This is a genomic window from Thauera mechernichensis, from assembly GCF_029588855.1.
GTDB classification, from domain to species: Bacteria; Pseudomonadota; Gammaproteobacteria; order Burkholderiales; family Rhodocyclaceae; genus Thauera; species Thauera mechernichensis.
This window is the reverse complement of record NZ_JARQZE010000002.1, coordinates 1-20,570: the sequence shown is the minus strand read 5'-3', so window position 1 is coordinate 20,570 and position 20,570 is coordinate 1. Positions and strand designations below refer to the sequence as shown.

The 20,570-nt window shown below is 64.1% G+C and carries 21 protein-coding genes; 2 read left to right on the top strand and 19 right to left on the bottom strand.

Annotated features, from left to right (window positions below; genetic code table 11):
• Positions 1–5: 5 nt before the first annotated feature.
• The gene (locus P7F68_RS03015; RefSeq protein WP_277830618.1) at positions 6–1,661 is read left to right on the top strand and encodes a ShlB/FhaC/HecB family hemolysin secretion/activation protein; all 1,656 of its coding nucleotides are present in this window, start codon (positions 6–8) and stop codon (positions 1,659–1,661) included.
• A gap of 9 nt (positions 1,662–1,670) precedes the next feature.
• Here P7F68_RS03015 and P7F68_RS03010 read toward each other — a convergent pair whose 3' ends face one another.
• The 19 genes from P7F68_RS03010 to P7F68_RS02920 form a co-directional block, all read right to left on the bottom strand.
• Positions 1,671–2,447 carry an HAD family hydrolase gene (locus P7F68_RS03010; RefSeq protein WP_277830616.1) on the bottom strand — a complete coding sequence of 259 codons (777 nt, stop codon included), beginning with the start codon at positions 2,445–2,447 and terminating at the stop codon, positions 1,671–1,673.
• Positions 2,410–4,377 carry an aminodeoxychorismate synthase component I gene (gene pabB / locus P7F68_RS03005; protein WP_277830614.1) on the bottom strand — a complete coding sequence of 656 codons (1,968 nt, stop codon included), beginning with the start codon at positions 4,375–4,377 and terminating at the stop codon, positions 2,410–2,412. Before pabB ends, P7F68_RS03010 begins: the two co-directional genes overlap by 38 nt.
• Before the next feature lie 10 nt (positions 4,378–4,387).
• A complete protein-coding gene (gene fae / locus P7F68_RS03000) occupies positions 4,388–4,921 on the bottom strand; it encodes a formaldehyde-activating enzyme (protein WP_002923488.1) in 534 nt (177 codons plus the stop codon).
• Positions 4,922–4,966: 45 nt separating this feature from the next.
• On the bottom strand, positions 4,967–5,830 hold the full coding sequence (locus tag P7F68_RS02995) for a formylmethanofuran dehydrogenase subunit C (RefSeq protein WP_277830607.1): 864 nt from the start codon (positions 5,828–5,830) through the stop codon (positions 4,967–4,969).
• On the bottom strand, positions 5,827–6,804 hold the full coding sequence (gene fhcD, locus P7F68_RS02990) for a formylmethanofuran--tetrahydromethanopterin N-formyltransferase (protein ID WP_277830605.1): 978 nt from the start codon (positions 6,802–6,804) through the stop codon (positions 5,827–5,829). The genes P7F68_RS02995 and fhcD overlap by 4 nt, the downstream gene beginning before the upstream one ends.
• Complete coding sequence (locus P7F68_RS02985; protein ID WP_277830603.1) at positions 6,801–8,477, bottom strand: formylmethanofuran dehydrogenase subunit A; 1,677 nt, start codon at positions 8,475–8,477, stop codon at positions 6,801–6,803. The genes fhcD and P7F68_RS02985 overlap by 4 nt, the downstream gene beginning before the upstream one ends.
• Positions 8,474–9,784, bottom strand: coding sequence for a molybdopterin-binding domain-containing protein (locus tag P7F68_RS02980; protein ID WP_277830601.1), 1,311 nt, complete (start codon positions 9,782–9,784; stop codon positions 8,474–8,476). Before P7F68_RS02980 ends, P7F68_RS02985 begins: the two co-directional genes overlap by 4 nt.
• 148 nt (positions 9,785–9,932) lie before the next feature.
• A complete protein-coding gene (locus P7F68_RS02975; protein WP_004248667.1) occupies positions 9,933–10,451 on the bottom strand; it encodes a CIA30 family protein in 519 nt (172 codons plus the stop codon).
• A 56-nt stretch (positions 10,452–10,507) separates the two neighbouring features.
• Positions 10,508–11,299, bottom strand: coding sequence for a class I SAM-dependent methyltransferase (locus tag P7F68_RS02970; protein WP_277830597.1), 792 nt, complete (start codon positions 11,297–11,299; stop codon positions 10,508–10,510).
• Between the two features lie 450 nt (positions 11,300–11,749).
• The gene (locus tag P7F68_RS02965; protein ID WP_277830595.1) at positions 11,750–12,190 is read right to left on the bottom strand and encodes a hypothetical protein; all 441 of its coding nucleotides are present in this window, start codon (positions 12,188–12,190) and stop codon (positions 11,750–11,752) included.
• A 148-nt stretch (positions 12,191–12,338) separates the two neighbouring features.
• The gene (locus tag P7F68_RS02960) at positions 12,339–13,085 is read right to left on the bottom strand and encodes an SAM-dependent methyltransferase (RefSeq protein WP_277831211.1); all 747 of its coding nucleotides are present in this window, start codon (positions 13,083–13,085) and stop codon (positions 12,339–12,341) included.
• Between the two features lie 98 nt (positions 13,086–13,183).
• A complete protein-coding gene (locus P7F68_RS02955; protein ID WP_277830593.1) occupies positions 13,184–13,762 on the bottom strand; it encodes an NAD(P)H-dependent oxidoreductase in 579 nt (192 codons plus the stop codon).
• 120 nt (positions 13,763–13,882) lie between these two features.
• Entirely contained in the window at positions 13,883–14,263 is a 381-nt protein-coding gene (locus P7F68_RS02950; RefSeq protein WP_004248678.1) for a hypothetical protein, read from the bottom strand.
• 90 nt (positions 14,264–14,353) lie between these two features.
• Positions 14,354–14,740 carry a VOC family protein gene (locus P7F68_RS02945; RefSeq protein WP_277830589.1) on the bottom strand — a complete coding sequence of 129 codons (387 nt, stop codon included), beginning with the start codon at positions 14,738–14,740 and terminating at the stop codon, positions 14,354–14,356.
• Entirely contained in the window at positions 14,737–15,027 is a 291-nt protein-coding gene (locus P7F68_RS02940; protein WP_277830587.1) for a transposase, read from the bottom strand. Before P7F68_RS02940 ends, P7F68_RS02945 begins: the two co-directional genes overlap by 4 nt.
• Before the next feature lie 169 nt (positions 15,028–15,196).
• On the bottom strand, positions 15,197–16,246 hold the full coding sequence (locus P7F68_RS02935) for a serine hydrolase domain-containing protein (protein WP_277830584.1): 1,050 nt from the start codon (positions 16,244–16,246) through the stop codon (positions 15,197–15,199).
• Positions 16,247–16,495: 249 nt separating this feature from the next.
• Positions 16,496–17,764 carry a transposase gene (locus tag P7F68_RS02930; RefSeq protein WP_277830582.1) on the bottom strand — a complete coding sequence of 423 codons (1,269 nt, stop codon included), beginning with the start codon at positions 17,762–17,764 and terminating at the stop codon, positions 16,496–16,498.
• A gap of 144 nt (positions 17,765–17,908) precedes the next feature.
• On the bottom strand, positions 17,909–18,571 hold the full coding sequence (locus P7F68_RS02925; RefSeq protein ID WP_277830581.1) for a hypothetical protein: 663 nt from the start codon (positions 18,569–18,571) through the stop codon (positions 17,909–17,911).
• Between the two features lie 71 nt (positions 18,572–18,642).
• Complete coding sequence (locus P7F68_RS02920) at positions 18,643–20,076, bottom strand: hypothetical protein (RefSeq protein ID WP_277830579.1); 1,434 nt, start codon at positions 20,074–20,076, stop codon at positions 18,643–18,645.
• A gap of 217 nt (positions 20,077–20,293) precedes the next feature.
• On the opposite strand from P7F68_RS02920, the gene P7F68_RS02915 reads away from it, so the two are divergent.
• The coding region (locus tag P7F68_RS02915) for a transposase (RefSeq protein WP_277830576.1) at positions 20,294–20,570 on the top strand (277 nt) is incomplete at its 3' end.

Sequence of the window (20,570 nt, the reverse complement as noted above, 5' to 3'; positions counted from 1 at the left end):
CAGCCATGAAACCCGTGCTGATCCTGGCAGCAACGCTCTGGGCGTCGCCTGCCCTGGCGCAGATCCTGCCGCCTCAAGCGGACCCCGGCGCCCTGCAGCAGCGCCGCATCGACGAGGACGAGCGCAGGCGGCAGCTCGAGCAACTCCAGCGCCAGGAGGTCACCGACCCGGTGCGCGAGGCCTTGCCGCCCGAAGCCCCGCGCCCGGCTGCACCCCCGGTGCGCTTCGCCGTCGGTGAGATCCGCTTCACGCCCTCGGAGATCCTCACCGAGGCCGAACTGGCTGAACTGGCGGCGCCCTATGTCGGCCGCGAGATCGCTTTCGCCGACCTGCTCGAACTGGTCGACCGCATCAACGCGCACTACCGCGAACGCAGGATCGTCACCGCACGCGCCGTCATCCCGCCGCAGGACGTCTCCGACGGTGTGGTCGACATCCGCCTGGTCGAGGGTCGCGTCGGCGACATCGGCGTGGACGGCAACAGCAGCACCGATGCAGCCTTCATCACCCGCCGCATCGGCCTCACCCCGGGCGCGCTCGTCGACCTGCCCGTGCTGGAGCAGGACCTGCGCCGCTTCAACCGCACCCAGGACGCGCAGCTGCGCGCCGAGCTGGCCGCCGGCACGCGCTTCGGCACCTCGGATCTGCGCATCCTGGTCGAGGAGCCCCCGCGCCACCTGCTGCGCCTGACCCTCGACAATGGCGGCAGCGAAGGCTCGGGCCTGTGGCGCTCCGGTGTGCAATACACCAACCGCAGCCTGCTCGGTTTTCGCGACGAACTCAGCCTGGGCTTCGTCCGGGCCAGCGGGCAGGAAAGCTACTCGCTCGGCTACGCCTTCCCGGTCAACGCCAGCGGCGGCAGGCTGAGCGTGGCGGCCTACAGCGACGAGGTCGAGATCAAGAAGGGGCCGCTGCGCGAACTCGACATCACCGGCCGCTCCGCCGGCTTCGTCGCCGCCTTGCGCCAGCCTGTCCATCTCGGCGAGCGCTCGCGTACCGACCTCGTCATCGGCACCAAGCACCGCGAGACCAAGAACTGGATCAGCGACGTCTTCCTGCAGAAGACGCGCACCCGCGACGGCAGCGTGGGGATCGAGCACCAGGCCGCCGACGACCACGGCTACTGGATCGCGACCTACCACCTGAGCGCCGGGCGCGCGCGCGGCTTCGAGCGCGAGCACTACACGCTCGGCCGCGCCTTCCTGCGCCGCATCCAGGCCATCACGCCCAACTGGTCCTTGCAGGGCAGCCTGAACTACCAGCACAGCAGCGACGGGCCGCTGCCTTCGGGCGAGCAGCTGCAGCTCGGCGGCGAATACAGCGTGCGCGGCTACAAGTCCGGCGCCTGGTCGGGCGACCGCGGCTTCATCGCCAACCTGGAGCTCCATCACCCGCTCATCGCGCTCGCCGCCGAGGGCAATCGCCCTGCCCTGCGCGCCACCGGTTTCTTCTTTGCCGACCACGGCCGGGTGACGCCCTACCGGGCGCCCAGCTCCAGCGAGCCGCGCCACCGCCACCTCGGCAGCGCCGGCTGGGGCGTGCGCGCCGCACTTGGCGAGCGCGTCGACGCCCGCCTCACTTATGCGCGCGCCTTCAACCGCGTGCCTGGAGAGGACGGTCGCCACGAGCTGCACTTCATGCTCGTGGCGCAGTTCTTCTGAACCTGCGGCTCAGGCTGGCGCGTCGATGATGCGCCAGCCGCGCAGTTCGGCGTGGGCGCGCAGACGGGCATCGGGGCGGACCGCCACCGCCTCGTCCGCCCACTCCAGCAAGGGCAGGTCGCTGGCCGAGTCCGAATAGAAAATGCTGCGCCGCGGACGCGATACGCCCCCCTGCGCCGCACTGCCGCGCAACCAGTCTTCGACACGCGCGACCTTGCCTGCGCCATGGCACAGCGCGCCGACGTAGGCCCCGCAGAAGCGACCGTCCTCGCATGCCGGCACACTCGCCAGCAGGTTGGGGATGCCGAAGGCGCGGGCGTAGGGACGCGCCACGATCTCATTGGTCGTGGTGACGATGCAGCACAGTTCGCCGACCTCGAGGTGCTGCGCCACCAGGTCGCGCGCCGCCGCCGGCAGTTCGGCGCGCACCGCCGCCTCGAAGCGCGCCTGCAGGCCTGGAATCGCATCCGCGTCCACGGCCAGCAGCGTGCGCGCGGCGAAGGCATGCAGTGTCTCGATGTCGATCCGGCCGGCGACGTAGCTTCGGCACACGTTCAGGTAGGCCTCGTCGCTGCCGCCCGGCAGCACGCCCTCCGCCACCATGAAGCGCGCCCAGCGCAAGCCGCTGTCCGACGGGATGAGGGTGAAATCGAGATCGAACAGGGCGAGGTCGAACGCGCTGCGACCGGACGCCTCGCGGTCGCCGGCCTCGTGGTCATGCTCCCCGCGTGCGCGCTGCGCGCGCCCTTCAGCCACGGTCTGCACGCGCGTGGTACTTGGCGCCATCCGCTGCCGCGGTCGTCTGCCGGACTCGCCAGCGCTCGGCCTCGCCCGCCGCCAGGCACGCATCGAGCGTGCCGCGCAGCGCATTGGTGAGCACGATGCGCTCGGCACGCAGCAGGTCCTCCACGCGCAGCGGCTGTTCGCGCGCGGCCCACTCGGGGTCGTCGAGCACGGCGGCGCGCATGGTGCCCGGCAGCACGCCGCGCCCGGCGGGCGGGGTGAGCCATTCGCCATCGATGCGCAGGAAGACGTTGCTGCGTCCGCCCTCGGTCAAGCCGCCGTCGGCGTCGAAGAACAGCGTATCGAAGGCGCCACGGGCCTGCGCGGCGCGGATGCCCGCGTCGTAGCGCGCGCGCAGCGTCGTCTTGTGGGCGAGCAGGCCATGCACGTCCCCGATGGGTGCGGCTGCGATCAACACCTCGACCGGCCCAGGCGGCAGCGCCTCGAGCGGTGCCACCACGATCTCGAAGCGGCCGTCCTTGTGCAGTGCCAGCCGCATGCGGCTGGGCTGGCCGGGCGCAAGCCCCGCCACCTGCTGGCGCAGCGCAGCCACGATCGCCGCCCGCGGGCAGGCAAAGCCGAGCGCCGCCGCACTCGCAGCCAGGCGGGCAAGGTGGCGCTCGACATTGCGGATGCCATCCTCGCGCGTCGCGTACAGGGTCTCGAACAGGCCAACGCCCGGGTCCAGCCCGGTCAGGAAGCGCGCCTTGAGCGCGCACTCCTCGAACTCCTCCTCCGCCTGGCTATCGATGACGATGCCCGCGCCTACGCCCATGCGGCCGTCCCAGCCGGCGCCCTGGGCCGCGTCGGCGCGCCGCTGCAGCGTCAGCGTGCGAATCGCCACCGACAGGCAGAAATCGCCACAGGCCTGGTGCGGACGCGTCGGCGCGTCGATCCAGCCGATGCTGCCGGTGTACAGCCCGCGCGGGGTGTCCTCCAGCTCGGCGATGATCTGCATGGTGCGGTGCTTGGGCGCGCCGGTGATCGAACCGCAGGGGAAGAGCGCGCGCAGCAGCGCGGGGAAGCCGGTGTCGTCGGGGAGCTCGGCCTCGATGGTGGAGGTCATCTGGAACACGGTCGGGTAGGCCTCGACCGAAAACAGCGCCGGCACACGCACGCTGCCCGTGCGCGCGATGCGGCCGAGATCGTTGCGCAGCAGGTCGACGATCATCAGGTTCTCGGCGCGGTTCTTGGTGTCACCGGCGAGCATGCGGGCAATCTCGCTGTCGCCCTCGGCCTCGCGCGCACGCGGCGCGGTGCCCTTCATCGGCCGCGCCGACAGGCACCCGCCCCGGTTGCGCAGGAAGAGTTCGGGCGAGCACGACAGCACGTAGTCGGGCCCGGCCGTGCCCGGCGGCAGCGCGATGAAGGCGCCAAAGGCCACGGCCTGGCGGGCGCGCAGCCGGCGGTAAAGGCTCACCGGCGCACCGAAGGTGCGGAAGTCCAGCCTGTAGGTGTAATTGACCTGGTAGGTCTCGCCCTCGCCGATGGCAGCGTGGATGCGCGCGATCGCAGCGCAGAAGGCGTCGTGGTCGACCGAGGGACGGATATCGAGCACGCCCGCGGGCGCCGGCGCGCGGCCATCGTTGCCATGGCTGGCTCCCGTCTCGTCCTGCTCGCGCGCAAGCAGCCAGGCATCGACGGCGTCGACGCCGAGCAGCTGCAGCTCGGCGAACATCAGCACGCGCAGGCTGCCGCCGTCGGCGGGCGCGAGCCGTTCGTGGCCGGCCTGCAGCAGGCGCGCGCCCCACTCGTAGTCGGCCAGCACCACGGCATGCAGGCCGGCACGCAGGTCGCGGTCGGCCGCCGCCCACACCGCGTCCAGCGTGGCGGGGTCGTCGCAGCGGTGCTCGCGCACAAAGCCGGTGTACAGCCGGCTGGTGGGCGCGGTGGCGGTGGCGTGGCAGTCGTCGAGCAAGGCAAAGCAGGTCATGGCGGGCGCCTCAGCTCCAGTCGTCCATGTCGTGCTTGATGGTGTGGCGGTTGGCGATCAGCTCGTCGAGGCTCGGCTGCTCGTCGAGCGCCCGCCGGATCGCCAGCTTGGTCGCCTCGTAGTTGGTGCGGTACATGTCCTTCTTGTCCAGGTTCGGGTCCTTGGCGCAGCGCGGGTCGATCCACACCAGGCTGATGATGCACAGCTCGTCGGCCACAGCGCGCGGGATGATGCCCTCGATCACGCAGTCGAGCACCGCATCGGCAGTGGCCGACTGCACCACGCCGCCGAAGAGCTCGATGTTGGCCGAGTCCTTGAGTGTGACCTTCGGCACCGTGATGGTAACCGGACGCACCATCTGGTTGCAGGCGCGGATCGCGAACATGGCGGTGTGGCCCTTGCTCTGCGCCATCATGTTGGCGAAGGCCTGGCCGACCGGGCCATCGGTACGCCCGATCAGGATCTCGGGCATGGCGTCGGTGAACTGGCCTTCGGCAGCGAGCACCGTGGCTTCGCCGGCGTGGAATACGTAGCGCTTGCTCATGGGGTCTCCGTACGGGGTTGTTGGGGACAATCGGAATACGGTGGATCAACCGCTGCCCGGCAGCAGCCATTCGCCCTTGCCGTCGACCGCCAGGTCGCCGACCAGGCGGCGCGGCGCAGGCGCCGGCAGGCTGGCGAAGAGGCCGCCATGATAGGCCAGACTGCGCCGCAGCAAGGCCCAGAACACGGCGATATCGTGCTGCGTCGCGACGAAGGTCGGCGGTGCAGGAGGCTGCGGGCCGGCAAACACCAGCGTCCCGCGCCGCATGCCGTAGCCGCAGTGTTCACCTACCCGGCCGGCGACCGCGATCGTGCCGGCGACCATGCGCGAGGCCAGGAAGTCGCCGGCGTCGCCATGCAGCACCACCGTGCCGCGCCGCATGCGGTCGCCACAGCGCGCGCCCACGTTGCCGTGCACGATGAGGGTGCCGCCACGCATGCCGTCCATGCTGCCGGGCCGCGCAGCGGCGGCGAAGTCGCCGACATCGCCCGCCACCTCGATCCGCCCGCCTGCCATCTCGCAGCCGGCGAGCTCGCCAGCCCTGCCGCGCACGCGGATCTCGCCGCCACGCATGGCCAGGCCCAGTCGGTCGCCGACGTCACCGTCGACGCGCAGCATGCCCCCCTCCAGGCCCTGGCCAATGGCGTCGACGCGCGACAGGTCACCCTCGAGGCGCAGCTGCGGCCCCGGCTCGGTCTGCCCGCCCGGCACTGCAGCGGCTGCGCCTTCGACCGGCATGATGTCGAACAGCGCCCCCATGGCCCGCATGTCGTTGCCGTGGCGCAGCGGCAGGCGCGCAATCTCATCGGCCGTCATCGCCGCCAGCCGCAGCGGCAGCACGCCACCGAAGTCGACGCGGAATTCGGGCTGCACCTTGAGGCGCAGGCACCAGCCTGGTGTCGCGCTCATGCCGCGCCCTCCCCGATCAGCGTGTGCAGATGGAAGTGGAAGGGCCCGAGCTTGCCGCCGTAGTTGCCGGCGGAAATTCGCGTCACCCCGGCCGCCGCGCCGCGCGCGACGATGGCCGCGATGCCCGCACGCATGGCGGCGGAGACATCGGCCTCGGTCAAGCCATCGATGACGATCTCCATCACGCAGCGCGTGTCGGCGTCGAGCTCGCTGCGCCTGGCGAGCGGGGTCAGCGCGGGGCAGAAAGCGTCGTTGGTCGAGGCCATCAGCGTGGCATACTTGCTGCCCACCTTGGAGCCGGAACGCACCACGCCGCCGGGGAAGGGCATGATCGCGCCGCGCACCGCGCGCATCGCCTCCACCGCAGCCTCGGCGCCGGCGAGCGCGGCATCGGTGTCGCGCGCCAGCAGCAGCAGGTTGCCGCCGCCCACCGCCTTCACCATGGCCGTGGTCTCCTCGGCGACGAACTCGCCATCCATCACCGGCACCCGCCAGTAGCGCTTGCCGTCGATCATCTTGGAGATCTGCCAGCCGTCGCCGAAGAAGCGCAGATTCCTGCCGAGCGCGATCGCTTCGCCTTGATCCTGGCCAAGCTCCAGTCCGGCGTAGATCGCCGTGGTCGGGCAGGTCAGCACGCACTGGCCGACGCGACGCTCGAGCTGCTTGGCGAGTTCCTTGCCCGACATCGAGAACAGCAGCACCGACGCGCCTGGCCGGCCGTCCGGCGTCTCGTCCGCGCCCAGCATGCGCTCGATGCCGGCCTCGCAGCCGCAGGCGATCACCGAGGTCGCGAAGCCGGTCATGGCGACTGCCGCATGGCGCGCCCAGGTCTCGTTGTGGGCGGTGATCAGCACCCTTGTGGCCTTCATCGGGAAGGCCTCGGCGAAGGTGTCGTCTATCGTCACGCCGTTGCGCGTCACGCTGTTGGGCGCCATCTCCATCGCGCTTGTCGTCTCCTGCGGCAGGCTGCTCACAGCGGCCTCCCGCGTCCGTGCACCTTGCACGCCAGCAGCGCGCCGCCGTTGCTGCACGAGCACAGCTCGTCGGTGCCGATCTTCATGTGGCGGTAGCTGATGCTGGCGTGGCGATCGGCCCAGGCTTCGACCGTCTTCTCGATCGCCGGGTCGTAGTCGGCCTCGACGAAGTGGGTGCCGCCCACCGGCACCGCCTCGATGCGGCCCTTGCGCGCGACGAGCAGCCCGTCCTTGAAGACGTATTCCGGGGTGGCGAACATCGCCTCGCGGTCGGCCTCCTCGCGATACACCGCAATGTCGGCCGCAGCGCCGATACCGAGCTGGCCGCGGTCGGTCAGGCCCAGCAGGCGCGCGGGCGCGGCACGGGTCATGATCGCGATCTCGTACAGCGAGCGTTCGCGGCGGATCTCGCGCAGGTCCGCCATCGCCGCCACGTCGGGGTGCAGGCGGGCGAGCTGTTCGTCGCGGAAGCGCTTGTCCATCAGCAGCTTGATCAGGTGCGGGTAGCTGGTGAAGGGGCCGCCGTTGGGGTGGTCGGTGGTCAGCACCACCCGCCAGGGGTCGTCCATGAGCAGGAAGATCTCCAGCCCGATCGCCCACTGCAGCGCGTTCACATAGCTCTGTTCGCGGTAGCGGAAAGGCACCACGCCGCAGCCGGCATCGCACTCGATGTCGCCGCCGACGTACTTGCGCGGGTTGCCGAGCTCGGCGTTGGCGAACTGGCGCATGGTGTCGCCCGAGGCGGTGACGGTCTGGCCGAAGATGATCTGGCCGACGTCGATGCTGACGTTGGGCGCGGCGTTGACGCGCTCGACGAGCTGGCGCGCCGCCGAGGAAAACTTCTTCGGCCCTTCCCTGCCGTAGCTGTGGAACTGGATGTGGGTCAGGTGGCCGGGCAGGCCTTCGAGCGCGTCGATGGTGGCAAGCGTCGATTCGATGTTGCCCGCCACGCCGAGGTTGCTGGCGTGGATGTGCAGCGGATGCGGCACGCCCAGCTCGGACAGCGCGCGCGCCAGGCTGTGCACCACCTGGCGCGGCGTCACCTGCCAATGCACATGGTCCTCGTCGACGTCGAGCTTGCGTTGGTTGAACTTGAAGGCCGAGATGCCGCCCGGGTTCACCACCTTGACGCCCATGGCCTTGCTGGCGCCGATCGCCCAGCCGACGTAGTCGCGGATGCGCTGCGGGTCCTCGCCGCGCGCCAGCATCTCGAGGAAGAGCTCCTCGTTGCCCAGCATCACGTAGGCGCCGTGGTCCAGGATCGGCGTGTCGCCCATCTCCATGTGGGCCTGGCGCGCGTTGCTGGCCAGCATCGCCGGCTCGAAGGCCGCGGTGTAGCCCATCTGCGCATAGCGGTAGCCGGTCTCGAGCGTGCCCGGCGTGCAGCAACCGTTGGAGGCGAGCTCCAGCAGCGAGTCGCGCGGCCGGTTCAGGCGGTGGTCTTCGGGCAGCATCATGCGCGCGAGGTTGACCTTGCCGCCGCCGATGTGGGTATGGAGGTCGATGCCGCCGGCCATCACGACGCAGCCGGTCAGGTCGTACTCCGCATCCACCTTGTCCTGCGCATGCAGCACGACAATGCGGCCGTCGCGGATGCCGATGTCGCGCACCTCGCCATCGACGCCGTTGGCGGGGTCGTAGACGCGACCGCCCTTGAGCCTGATCGTCGTCATCGCGCGCCCTCCTTCGCCGCCGCGCCGCTCGCAAGGCGCGCGACCAGCGCCTGCGCCACCTCGGCCACGGTCGCCAGGCCGTCGTCGCGCACGCCATGCAGTGGCAGCGACACCACGCTGTCGGCGCGCAGCAGATGGCCGTCGGCGTTGATGCCCGGCGTCGCCACCGGGATGAACACCGTGCCCGGCTGCGCGCAGCCGGCGGCGAGCGCCGGATGGCCGAGCACGATGCGCGGCAGCGCAGCCGGCGGCGGCGGAAGATCCGGCGTGAAGCTCGCCACCCATAGCAGCAGGTCGACCGCGCGCTCGTCGAGCAGACGGGCAGTGGCGTACTGCAAGGGGTCGTGATCGACGCCCTGCGGCCCCACGCGCGAGCGCAGCGGCAGGCCGGACAGCCAGCTCATCGCCGCATTCGCGGTCTGCGCACCGTCGTTGCCGCCGAGCGTGAAGGCCCCGGCGCGGGTCTTGCGGTTGAGGTTCATCAGCACGCGCAGCAGGGCTTCGCCCACCAGCGCGCCATGCTGCGCCAGGCGGGCCGGTTCCCAGACCAGCACGCAGTAGCGCGCGGCGCGCATGGCGTCGGCGAGTTCAGCGAGCGCAGCGGGTACGGCCGCAAGGCGGCGGCCGTCGACCAGCGCCGCCAGGGTCGCCACGGTGTCGAAGATGTCGCCCTCGGCGCACAGCGCATCGACCGCGCTCGCCCACGGGATCTCCGCAGCCCCAGGCATGCCCCCGCCTGCGCCCAGGAACACCACCCGGCCGCCGGCCTCGCGCCCCGCGGCCGGCGCGCAGCGGCGGAAGAACTCGGGATGGCTCGACCGCGCATCGGTGCCGACGCACACGATCAGGTCGGCGCGGTTGCGGATCTCGGCCAGCGTGGTGAACATCTGCCCACGGTCCTGCAGCATGCGCAGCGCGGGCATCATGGCCTCGCCGTGGGCATGGTCGAGAATGGCGCCGCGCACGTTGGCCAGGCGATACAGCGCGCGCATGCCCTGCACATCGGTGGCCAGGCCGCCGAACAGCGGCAAGCGCGCCGCCGCAAGCCGCGCCGCCGCCGCGTCGAGCGCCGCATCCAGCCCCCGCGGTACGCCATCGACGCAGGACGCCGCGGCCGCCGGATGATCGAAGGCCGCCAGCCCCGCCCGCGCACGCGCACAATCCCCGCCGCGAAGCTGCAGCACGGGCCCGGGCGCGAGCGCCAAGCCATCGCACAGCAGGCTGCAGAACGGGCAAGTCCAGTCCCGGGGCTGCACGCCGGCCACGGACATGGCTGCGGATGGAATCGTTTCGGTCGTCGTACTCATGCGCACGCATCATGCAAGCGATATGCCAGCCCGCTCGGGCAGGCGCAGACCGCCGCCAAGGCAAGCCTGCGCCCCAGGCCCCGGCGCAATGCTACGCAGCAGCGTTCAACTCTGGCACACCCCCACCGCGGCGCGGCGGCCGACTGTGTCACAACTGAGCAGCCCCCCGGCCAGCCGCCCAGATCCCCTGGATGGCCAGCTCGAAGCCTCCGAACTGGCCATCGGCGATCATCAGCCCCACCTGTTCGATACACGCACTGCGCAGCGCCGGCGCGTCGGCCACCGCGCGCCCGCGCCAGGTGGGCCGGAAGTCAGCCAGGGGCAATGCCAGTCGGGTCCAGATACCGGCCGGCGTCACCCAGCCGGCTTGGTAATTGACACCGTCGAAGCCGCGATCGATGCGCAGGTTGAGCTTGTAGCGGCGGCCGTCCCCGCGCACGACGAGCTCAATGGCGTCGATGCCCCCTGCCGGCAGCGGCGTGACCGACGCGCGCACCGAGGCGAAACCGCCATTGTTGTCGGGCGCAACCTGCCCGCTGAACACGGCATGGCCGGCCGGATCGAAACGAAGGGCGCTGCGCGACACACCCCCCATCACACGATCATCGATCGCGGACCAGGCGGAGACCGCTTCTGAGCGATCGAAGACGAAGAGCGTTTTGAGCATGGTGGGATTATCGCGCCGATGATCGGTATCGCAGCGTAGGGCGAAGCCGCGTCGCGTCAAGCGGAAGAAACGCTCGGCTTAACCACCGCACTGGCTCCGAAAGGCCTGGTCGCAACAAACCGCAAGCGGACGTAATCCGCCATCCAACGCCCGTCTCCATCGCAAAGAGCCGGCCGGCAACGCTCGACAACCTCCACGACAAACGCCTTGCGCGCCTCTTTCGGAAGGCTATTGATGAAGCGCTGCGCGAAGGTCTCGAGCCAACCCGTCACGTCTCCTGGCAGAGGCGTCGGCCGAGAAAAAACCTGCACCTTCACCGGCTCGAAGCCATAACGCGTCAGTAGTGCGTGGTACTCGTCAGCCCTTGGGAAGAACCACGGATTCAAGGGCGTAGCGTCAATGCCTCTGGCGGCAAGCGCCTCTTCCAGCGCCCGCAGGATTGTCGCCACATTGCCATGGCCGCCAAACTCCCCCACAAAACGACCACCGGGCCTCAGCGCTCGATAGACCCCATCCAAAACGAGGCCCGGACGCGTCATCCAGTGCAAGGCAGCGTTGGAAAACACCGCGTCGAACTCGGCATCGAACCGTAGCTCATGCCCATCGACGACACGGGCATCCACTCCCGTGCTGATGGCCGCGGCGACCATCTCGGGACTTGCGTCCACGCCGACCACTCGGCAACCAGCATCGTGCAGCGCCTTCGCGAGTGTTCCATCTCCGCAGCCGAGATCCAGAATCCGCTCGCCCGCACACGGCGCCAGTAGATCAACCACCTGAGCACCGAGCTCCGAGACGAAGTGCGCCTCCTCAGCGTACTGCGCCGGATTCCACTTCTGCTTATCCATGGGCATCAACTGCTCCTTACGCGAACGCCAACTCCCGGCACAGGCGCGGGTTCCTGGCCGCAAAGCGGCAGAATGATCGCCCCCGTCCCGAGGGGCGACAACCGACGACTGTTACGTGAGCACACCGCCATCTACAAACCTTGCCTTGCCCTTTCAATTGCGGACTTGCCTGCCTACACGGAACCAGCGAGGAAGCCGAGTAGCGCAGCTTCTCGGCGGCACCCCGCAACGGCAGCTCAAGCACTGTTAGCAGAATCATCGTTTGGGACGGGATGCGGCAAGGACTTGGCAAAGGTAAACGCCTTGGGCGTTGGCCCATGCGATCAGCCGACACGCACTTCTACCCCGCAGCGGGGGCCGTCTGCGCGAACAGCATCGCCGCAGCGAAGAAGACGAGTCGGATCGCTGCATGAACTCCAGTGCCTACCGTTGCGATAAACAATGGCAATGTCAAGCATGCTTTTCGCTAATATACGCCCATGACTGCCTGATACCCAACACATAAAGCAAACCCAATACAACGCATACAGCCGAGCTCACCGCCCAGAATGCAAGGCTGTTTTCTGGAAAAACATGCATTAACGGCATAAAAGCCACCCCCCGTATCAAATATATTGCGGCGATTACGCACAGCACCAAGCGCAATAATGGGAGTCTTAAAATAACACCTGCACCAGACAGAGCATAAAGCGACCAAATTGACAGCACTGCAACAATTGCCGATGTAACTATCGTCGGATAAATATGCCCCGCCTCGGCCATTTGCGCCATTTGTTCTCCAGCGCCAAGAAACCTATACCAGTCACCGCCGAAGATAATGCAACCCAAATGCAGCAATGCAGCCACCCCACTACAAATGGCTGCCGCGATCAGGAGTTTGTTTTTTTGCATGGAGTCAGTTCCTTGTAGAGCTCACGTCTGAATTCACTGGCGCCGCATAGCTTTGTCGCACAGCGTCGGTGGAATGTTGGCTCGGGCCGACAGCCCAAAGCGCAAAGGTCGGCGCTGCCCTTCTGGCGATACGGCAAAGATGCGAGGTTTACCGTCGCATGAGCGCGAACACACCCCAGCCAAGATATTCGCGGGTGTAAGCGGCATAGCGTGCAGGCTCCGCAGTCAGTTGTGCGCGCACCTCTTCTGCCAACTCGTCATCGGCATTGACCTCGAGCCATCGGCGCATCGTGAGCCATTTGGCCGCCTCGTATCTGTCCCAACCGTCTTGGTTAGCTAGAACCATCTCAACGACGTCGTAGCCGTGCTTGCCGAAAGACGAGATCAGTTCTGGAAGCACAAGGAAATCAGAGACCGAACTTGCAAGACATCGCTTCGCGATATCGTCAGTTGGCGGCAATTGTCGCCAATAAGGTTCGCCGATCAGGATGATTCCGCCGGTCCGCAGGCTACGTGCCAGAAGCTCAATGGTGCCAGCGACACCTCCGCCGATCCATGTGGCACCAACACAAGCGGCCACGTCGGCCTTCTCATCAGCGACATAACCAGTCGCATCGCCGTGAATGAACCTGACTTGATGGGCAACACCGAGTTCTTCAGCTCGTTGTCTCGCCTGTTCGGAGAACAACGAACTCATATCGATGCCGGTTCCGATAATGCCGTGATCGCGCGCCCACATGCACAGCATTTCCCCCGAACCGCTACCAAGGTCGAGCACGCGCGCCCCTGGCTCCAGACGCAATGCAGCGCCAAGAGTCGCGAACTTCTCGGGTGTGAACGGATTGTGGATGCGGTGCGCACGCTCCGTGATATTGAATATCCGCGGAATGTCCATCGTCAAAAACCCTCTCATGGGATCGGATAGATTTGGTGGAGGCTTAACACTCTGGCAAGAGACGCGACATTATTGGCACGCCTCGCTGGTCCAGCATGTTACGCATGGCGGCCATATGCATTTGCTTTGGCGAGCCATTTCTCACGTTTTGCCTGGCTCGAATCCTTGATGGGGCCAAAGCTCGAAATGGCGACAGGTTTGATGCCGCTGAACTCGAGAATGGTGCGCTTCATCTGATTATGCCCTGGCATGCGATATACCCAGCGGAAATACCAAGGCGGTGTATCCATGGTAACGAGCAGGTGAGCTGAGCGCCCTGAAAGCAGGCGGTCCCAGAACAGAGACCCCTCCCGGTACTTGAACGCGAAGCCAGGCAGAAAAACTCGATCGATGAAGCCTTTGAGCAAAGCAGGCATAGCACCCCACCAGATGGGATACACGAAAACGATATGCTGTGCCCAGGTGATTGCAGCTTGTCCAGCTACCAGATCAGGCTCAAGCTCCTGAATGGCAGTGTAGCCCTTGTGGAGCACTGGATCAAAAGCCAGGTCACCAACGGAAATCAGTTTAACTTCATTACCCGCGGCCTTGGCTCCCTCAATGTACGAATTAGCGATAGCACCACAAAAACTGTCGTTGTCTGGGTGGCCAAGGACTACAAGAATGCGCTTGCTCATGAATATGAAAGCCTGACGACTGTGTATAAAAACGCGATTACCGTTAATTCGGTCCCCATCGGCGGTCGCCGACCCTGTCGCTCATCATCATGGCAAACCGGGGCGCACCCACGCGACAGATCACCGATAACGCTTCCGGCTGCCCAGAAAACCACCCACGAGTGCACCCGAAACACCCGCCAGAAGGCCAGGCCCGGTGGCCAGAATCATCTCGAACGGCCACAGATTGTGAGAGCTGGGGTTCGACGAAGTATCGTAGATGACGCGAGCCAGGACTGCTGCAGGGACCGAGGCCCCGACGATCAGGGCGGAGGGCCAAAAACGAGTGCTCGAAAGGACGCGTGGTAGAGCAGCAAGGGCAGCGACGACGACGAGGGGCAAGCCCCACACGGCATTGGGCAGCGAAATCTGGGCGTAGGGGATCGGCCAATAGAATGCCCCCACCACAAAGAATGAGCCGAAGAACGCGAGGGCTAGGACGACCCGATTGCTTAGTGTCATGCAGGGAGACTCCCCGTGGTGTCTAACTCAAAAGCTCAGGGTCGCGTCGCTTGCGGCGCGTCCCTAGGAGCGCAGTGTCAGACCACGCATTCACTGCATTGAATGAAGGCCAATCATATTGCCTTCAGTATCGACAACCATCGCAATAAAGCCGTGCTCACCAATAGACATCTTGCCTTTGAAGATCTCACCTCCATGCGCCGCCGCTCGCTCAGCCTCAATTGAACAATCCTCGCAGGAGAAATAGACCAACGTACTACCACCAGAAGGGCACCCGGCCATTTTCACCAGCGCTCCTGCTGCACCGGCCCCCTCCATTGACATCGGAAATGCCCACATCTCCATTTCAGGGAAGCCGTTGGGGTCAGGATTCTTCAGCTCTTCTAATGTGCCTTGAAACACAGCCTCGTAAAACGCCTTCGCACGGGGCATGTCCTGAACGTAGATTTCAAACCACGCAACCGGATTGCTTTTCATGGTTTTTCTCCTTCTGCGAGCAAATGGTGAAGAGGCCTAACGACGGTGTAGAAAAACCCGATTTTCGGGCAAGCAGTCCTGGTCAGCGGTTGCCGACGCTGTACAGCTGACGCGAAGGCCGAGGCACCGCTGGTGTCGTTGTGGCAGCACGCCACCAGCGGCGCAAGATCGATCTCATGATCGATCAGGTGACAGAGCGCGTGCTCGAAACTCCCCGGAATCACCTGCCGGTCGAAATCCACCGGAGTCATCTTCAGGCCATAGGCGGGCGTCTTGAAGCGGGGCATCGCTGGGCTCCGGGAAGCGATACGGAATTATACCTTTCGCATCGCGCCCCGCGTACGGGCGGAAGGTCTTTCTACAGCCTCAACGCTCCGCATGAGCCGCGCTTGACGGCGACTGGCCGGAGCTGCAGCGAAGGGAGAGAGCGGTCAAGCGTCGGTCTCTATGCGGCTGTTAGGCGCCGGCGGTCGCCACTTGCAATAGGCCGTGTTGGGCAGCATATACGTCTGGCCCCATACTGCTGTTACAGGCAACTGCGACACTGACCCGCCCCACCTTCGTGTCCGGGAGTACTGAAGCTTCCAGACTGTATCCTGGCCCCCGCCCACCGTGGCCATAGCTCGGGCCAAAGGGACCATCCGGGTCGGCCAGAATACCCATACCCGAACTCGGCGTCACCACCGGCGGATGCGAACCCGGAACGCGCACCAGTCGAAGCATCAGTTCGAGCTCCTTGGCATCCAGCAACTCACCGCGAAACAGAGCGTCATAGAACTCCGTGACGTCTTCGACTGTTGACACGGCAACGCCCGGAGCGCACCAGCCCGGATGGTAGTTAGCACGGATATCCACAACCCGCTTATCGGGCGCGACCTCCTGACCGAACCCTGGCACGCAGACCTTCCAGTCATCGATGCTCTCTGCGACGAAGGTATCCCTCAGATTCAGCCGTGACACGATGTGCTGGTCGATGCAATCTCGGAAGCCACTCCCGCCCGCACGCTCGATTATTCGTCGTAGTAGCAGATACCCAACGTTCGAATAGGACCACCCCATTCCGGGCTGGAATAACAACCCGTTCGTCATCGTACGACTAAGAAATTGCTCATCTGTCCACGGGGTCGATGGCGTTCTTCGAACTGACTCGTGGTACGCCGCAAGTCCACCGTAATCAGGCAAACCTCCCGTGTGCCGAAGAAGCTGGGATATGGACAGGGTAGCGGGCACCGGCACCTCGTCCAACCACCGTTTCACGGGGCCATCGACATCCAGAAGGCCGGCCTGCGCGAGCCGAAGCACGCATACCGCCGTGAAGGACTTCGTGATGCTGTATATGGGAAATCGAAATTCTCTCGGCTCCAGAGTTCTATCGTCTGCATCTCCCGCCCGAGATCCCCCAATCCAGATCGTCGCTCCATTCAGCCGCACAGCCGCCACAGCGACAGGAACGGCCGCCCGCTCGCGCCAGTCGTCCAACTGCTGCTGGTATCGCTCCATTGCCATCACAGGCGCCTAACGACGGTGTAGAAGAACCCGATTCCCGGGCAAGCAGTTCCTGTCGGCGATTGCCGACGATTCCTTGATCATCATTTTCCGGTCCGGATCAGCCTGAGTCGGTCATTTGTTCGTCTTCCGTCGTTGAAGTCCTTCCATTGCAGGCATAGAGAGGCGTATCGCCGGGGTGTGTCCCGCTCATTGTGCATACCCGTGGTGAGCCAACTTCTCGATGTTGTGCACCAGGCAGTAGAGCTTTCACTGCCCATCGACCTTGGCGCGCCCGCGCAATGTGAAGCGATGGAGCCGCTTGTTGTTTCTCAGGTTGCCAAAGACCGGCTCGACGGTGGCAAAGCGCGCGGTGATCATGCGCTTGCCGGTGTCGGAGTCGATCCGTCGTTTCATCCGCTCGGTGTAGCGCTCTTCACTGTCGCGCTTGCCCTGAAAGAAGGCGACTTGGCGCGTCTTGGTCGTGTCGGGGGTGCGCAAGCACTGGTCGCGCAGCGGATCGGGTTTGTCCTTGTGGCTCGCCTGTCCGGCATAGCGGGCGTCTCGGTTGCGGTAGTCGTTGTCGCAGATGTAGGCGTCGACGCCGCCTTCGGCGAGCGCCTTCAGGTTCGCCTCCGAGTGGTAGCCAGCGTCGGCGCAGAGCGTGGTGTTGAGAGTACGAAACGGTTCGACCGCCTCGACCACCGGCAGGAGCAGTTCCTGTTCGGAGCCCGTGCCGTGGGCCTGGGCGTCGACGACGATCTGGGTCTTCGCATCGACCGCGGCCACCCCGGTGTAGCCCTGGATCACGCCTTTGCCGGTGGCCATCTTGGCCGACTCGTTGTCACTGCGATTGCTCAGCCGCGGTTTGCCTTTGGCGCTGCGTCGCTCGTCAGGATGCGCGTCCAGCCAGGCGCGGATCTTCGCCGCTTCGGCCTTGAGTCGTTCTACGGTGCGCGCCGCCTTGGCGGCCTCGGCCTCTTCGCCTTTGATGTCGGCCGTGGCGTGGCTGGCCATGATGCGTTTGACCGCCACCTCCATCTTGTCGGCCTCGCGCATGAAGTCGGCCCGGTTACCGCTCCGGGCCTTGCTCGCGTTGGCGGGCAGCTTCACCCCATCGATGGCAAAGAGCTCGCGTCCGATCAAACCTTGCCGGTCGCAGATCATCAGCACCCGGGCAAAAATCCGGGCGGCTTCGTCCCCGAGTTCGGCGACAAAGCCGGCGATAGTCGTGAAGTGCGGTGCGCTGTCGCCCGAAACCGCCATGAACAGCACGTTGTCTAGGCAGGCTGCGGCAATCGCGCGCGAACTCACCAAGCCGCGCGAATAGCCAAGCAGCACGATCTTGAGCAACACGTTCGGGGCAAAAGCGGGGGCGCCGGTGCTGTCGTTGCGGTAGCGCGCCTCAAGCCCCGCCAGGTCGATTTCATGATCGACAAGGTGACACAGTGCGTGCTCGAAGCTGCCCGGAATCACCTGCCGATCAAAATCTACCGGGATCATCTTCAGGCCATAGTCGGGCGTCTTGAAGCGGGGCATCGCGGATCTCCGGGAGGGGTTGCCGAATTATACCGAAGGCATTGTGGATGCGCGCCATGGCCGGGCCTTTTCTACAGCCTCAACGTAGAAGTAACTGGCCTGCGCGGCTTTTCGCACAGGTCCGGTTGACTGCCGGGTTGGGCGTCATTTGAGAAGCCCCCGCGCACGCATTGCCGAATGCAGAGTGACAACAAGCTCAGCGGCGCGATCTATGTGCGGCTCAAGGGCTCCCCTCTCGATGCAGATTTGATCGCCAAAGAAATGCCAGTTAGCCAAGGTGACGCCATCAATTCGAGAGGCTGCAGCCGGAAGGCCGCCCTTGAAACGGTATGTATCAACGATTCCGGCAGAGTGAGCAATGCAATTTCGAATTTGAACGAGTGCCTCGTAGTCGTCGATTACCGCTTGGGCATCAACGCAGGCGCGGGCGGCGAAATCACGCAGTGTCTTAACCGTGAGATTCGTTCCGTCTCGGACATCGGGTACCGGCGAGACGGCGCATTTGTTCAAGTAGCCCACGGCCCACTCAACGGATGTGGTGAATGCGAGTAGTGCGCCGTAGCGAACTCTGAGGGGCAGACTGACCTTAAACCGGTGCTCGGCGTTCTGTTCGAGGTGGTCACCATAGCCAGGCGGAAAGTCGTCTAAGTCTTTGCGCTGGGCAATGGCTTGTAGCTCACGGCGATACTGCCAGTCGATGTTGCTCTCGGAGAACTCCAAGAAGTCCTTTACGTCCCCGATCATGAACTGGAAGTCGAACGCTTCAATTGGCGTATCGAGGAACTTCTGGAGGTCAAAGTCAGCCATGCTTATGACGCCCAACGCCTATTTCAGCCGCCGGAGCGCAGCGGAGGTCGGCTGGAAATACTTGTTGGGCTTCATTGAATTAGCTCGTGAAATTTGCGGGCTAACAATGGAAAAGCGTGCGACGAAACTCCACGCTTCGCACTTTCGATCAATGAGATTACATCTTCATCGGTCAAAGCCACTATGAATCCACGAGAATCTTTTGCCGTATCTTTACAGCGAAGCGCAAGGCGCCCAGGGTCATCCACTGAGCGACATACCAACAGACCCACTTGACCCCTACTTGGAGAAAAACGTCCAGACAGTTGATCTACTTCAGGGTTGCCGACTTCTTTCCCATAGTTCTTGCATTCTATGAAAACGAATGCGCAGGGATAGTGTTGTGATAGCCATGCAAAGAAGCCGCCCCTAGCTTCATTAGTATATGTAATATCAATACGCTTTCTTCCATCGTGGATTTCGTGCTGCTTACGTGGGTTGCACAAAGATGGATAGAATAAGGCGGAGAATATCTCCTCGATAAGTTCTTCGTATTCATTTGCGGCTGCGTTGCCCGTCGGTATTGCATGAAGCCTTGCTGTAAGGTCATCCCATTTTGGAGCCTCGATCGTCTCGATCTCAGCAAACTGCTCGTGATCTAGAGGTGGCGGGACGCTTCGCTCTTTGGCTTCACGGTATTCATCGAGTACGTGGGGAAATCTCAGCGTTTGTTCTACAACCGCAAGTTTATTGTCGCCGTAGCGCTCTTTGAGTTTTTTCTTTGTTACTCGCTTCCTTCCATCGGTCAACAACTCAACGAGCCCAGTATTCCTTTGCATCTCGTCATGTTGCATTTCTGGGAGAAGGTAATGCTGATAGTACTCCCTGTACTCATAGCTGAGACGGTGGCGAACAAAGATTTTTGGCACAAGTATTAGCTTGCCTTCGGACGTAATCGGAAGGGAGACATACTTGTTTTCCCAAGTTTCTGTGTGACTGTTCCAGATAGGCCCTGAAACCACATTTGGCGTTAACGGAATACCGTAGTATGAACAAATATCTTGCGTATACTTAATCAGAGGTCCGCGGATGATGTTGCACACAGCATCCGAAACCATATCCCTACCAATACCCTCTATCAGTAGACAGGTATCCTCCAAATCTTTAAGTAATCCGGATTTTGACGCTTTACTCTTCGATAAAGCACCCCAAACTGATTCGGCTGATTTCGTGCCAAACCCATGACCGCGTGACTTTCCAGAAGAGAAGCCTAAATGGAACTCGTTTCTCTCGCTCAAAGAGCTTACAAGCTGTTGCGCTTCGAAATCCTTCCCTGCTTTCATACGATTCAGTACGGCCTCAAAGTAGTACTGAACTAATGATGCGCACTCTGACCCCCAACTTGAAGTCAAAGTGCGTAGCGCAGTTGGATCAACAAATACCTCAATATCCGTATCAATTGGGACATCGACAAAATCCAAGTAGGCTTGTGTCTTACCCAACTTGAAATATTCAGAAACCCTCATTGGCGACTCCATTCTGTTTTGCAGCCCAACGCCTTGGTTAGCCGGCGCCGGAGCACGAAGTGCGGAGGGCACCGACATAGGCCATGAAAATGCCGAAGGCATGGCCTATGTTGGCGTCCGCGTTGAACCCCCAGTTAGCAGCGTGATGCAAAAGGCTGTGAACGATCCGAAAAGCTTCCTGTCATAGCCGTATCTCCAGACTCCTTGTCCTGCAACGATGCGCGGCCAACTCGACCCCCAGTCCTCGATGTTCCACTACTTCTCGCCGGAGTCGCGTGTGCCGGCGGATCATCCGCTGCGACGGGTGAAGCGTTTGGCCGACCGTGCCCTGGGCGCAATTTCTGGGGAGTTGGACGCGCTGTACTCCTCGGTCGGCCGCCCGTCGATTCCGCCAGAGCGTCTGCTCAAGGCGCAATTGCTGATTGCGCTGTATTCGGTTCGCTCGGATCGGCAGTTCTGCGAACAACTTGACTACAACATCCTGTTCCGCTGGT

Bases quoted from the DNA above. Each gene is read 5' to 3' on its own strand.
- P7F68_RS03015 (WP_277830618.1), top strand. From the start codon at position 6: ATGAAACCCGTGCTGATCCTGGCAGCAACGCTCTGGGCGTCGCCTGCC.
- P7F68_RS03010 (WP_277830616.1), bottom strand. From the start codon at position 2,447: ATGGCGCCAAGTACCACGCGCGTGCAGACCGTGGCTGAAGGGCGCGCG.
- pabB (WP_277830614.1), bottom strand. From the start codon at position 4,377: ATGACCTGCTTTGCCTTGCTCGACGACTGCCACGCCACCGCCACCGCG.
- fae (WP_002923488.1), bottom strand. From the start codon at position 4,921: ATGAGCAAGCGCTACGTATTCCACGCCGGCGAAGCCACGGTGCTCGCT.
- P7F68_RS02995 (WP_277830607.1), bottom strand. From the start codon at position 5,830: ATGAGCGCGACACCAGGCTGGTGCCTGCGCCTCAAGGTGCAGCCCGAA.
- P7F68_RS02985 (WP_277830603.1), bottom strand. From the start codon at position 8,477: ATGACGACGATCAGGCTCAAGGGCGGTCGCGTCTACGACCCCGCCAAC.
- P7F68_RS02980 (WP_277830601.1), bottom strand. From the start codon at position 9,784: ATGAGTACGACGACCGAAACGATTCCATCCGCAGCCATGTCCGTGGCC.
- P7F68_RS02975 (WP_004248667.1), bottom strand. From the start codon at position 10,451: ATGCTCAAAACGCTCTTCGTCTTCGATCGCTCAGAAGCGGTCTCCGCC.
- P7F68_RS02970 (WP_277830597.1), bottom strand. From the start codon at position 11,299: ATGGATAAGCAGAAGTGGAATCCGGCGCAGTACGCTGAGGAGGCGCAC.
- P7F68_RS02965 (WP_277830595.1), bottom strand. From the start codon at position 12,190: ATGCAAAAAAACAAACTCCTGATCGCGGCAGCCATTTGTAGTGGGGTG.
- P7F68_RS02960 (WP_277831211.1), bottom strand. From the start codon at position 13,085: ATGGACATTCCGCGGATATTCAATATCACGGAGCGTGCGCACCGCATC.
- P7F68_RS02955 (WP_277830593.1), bottom strand. From the start codon at position 13,762: ATGAGCAAGCGCATTCTTGTAGTCCTTGGCCACCCAGACAACGACAGT.
- P7F68_RS02950 (WP_004248678.1), bottom strand. From the start codon at position 14,263: ATGACACTAAGCAATCGGGTCGTCCTAGCCCTCGCGTTCTTCGGCTCA.
- P7F68_RS02945 (WP_277830589.1), bottom strand. From the start codon at position 14,740: ATGAAAAGCAATCCGGTTGCGTGGTTTGAAATCTACGTTCAGGACATG.
- P7F68_RS02940 (WP_277830587.1), bottom strand. From the start codon at position 15,027: ATGCCCCGCTTCAAGACGCCCGCCTATGGCCTGAAGATGACTCCGGTG.
- P7F68_RS02935 (WP_277830584.1), bottom strand. From the start codon at position 16,246: ATGGCAATGGAGCGATACCAGCAGCAGTTGGACGACTGGCGCGAGCGG.
- P7F68_RS02930 (WP_277830582.1), bottom strand. From the start codon at position 17,764: ATGCCCCGCTTCAAGACGCCCGACTATGGCCTGAAGATGATCCCGGTA.
- P7F68_RS02925 (WP_277830581.1), bottom strand. From the start codon at position 18,571: ATGGCTGACTTTGACCTCCAGAAGTTCCTCGATACGCCAATTGAAGCG.
- P7F68_RS02920 (WP_277830579.1), bottom strand. From the start codon at position 20,076: ATGAGGGTTTCTGAATATTTCAAGTTGGGTAAGACACAAGCCTACTTG.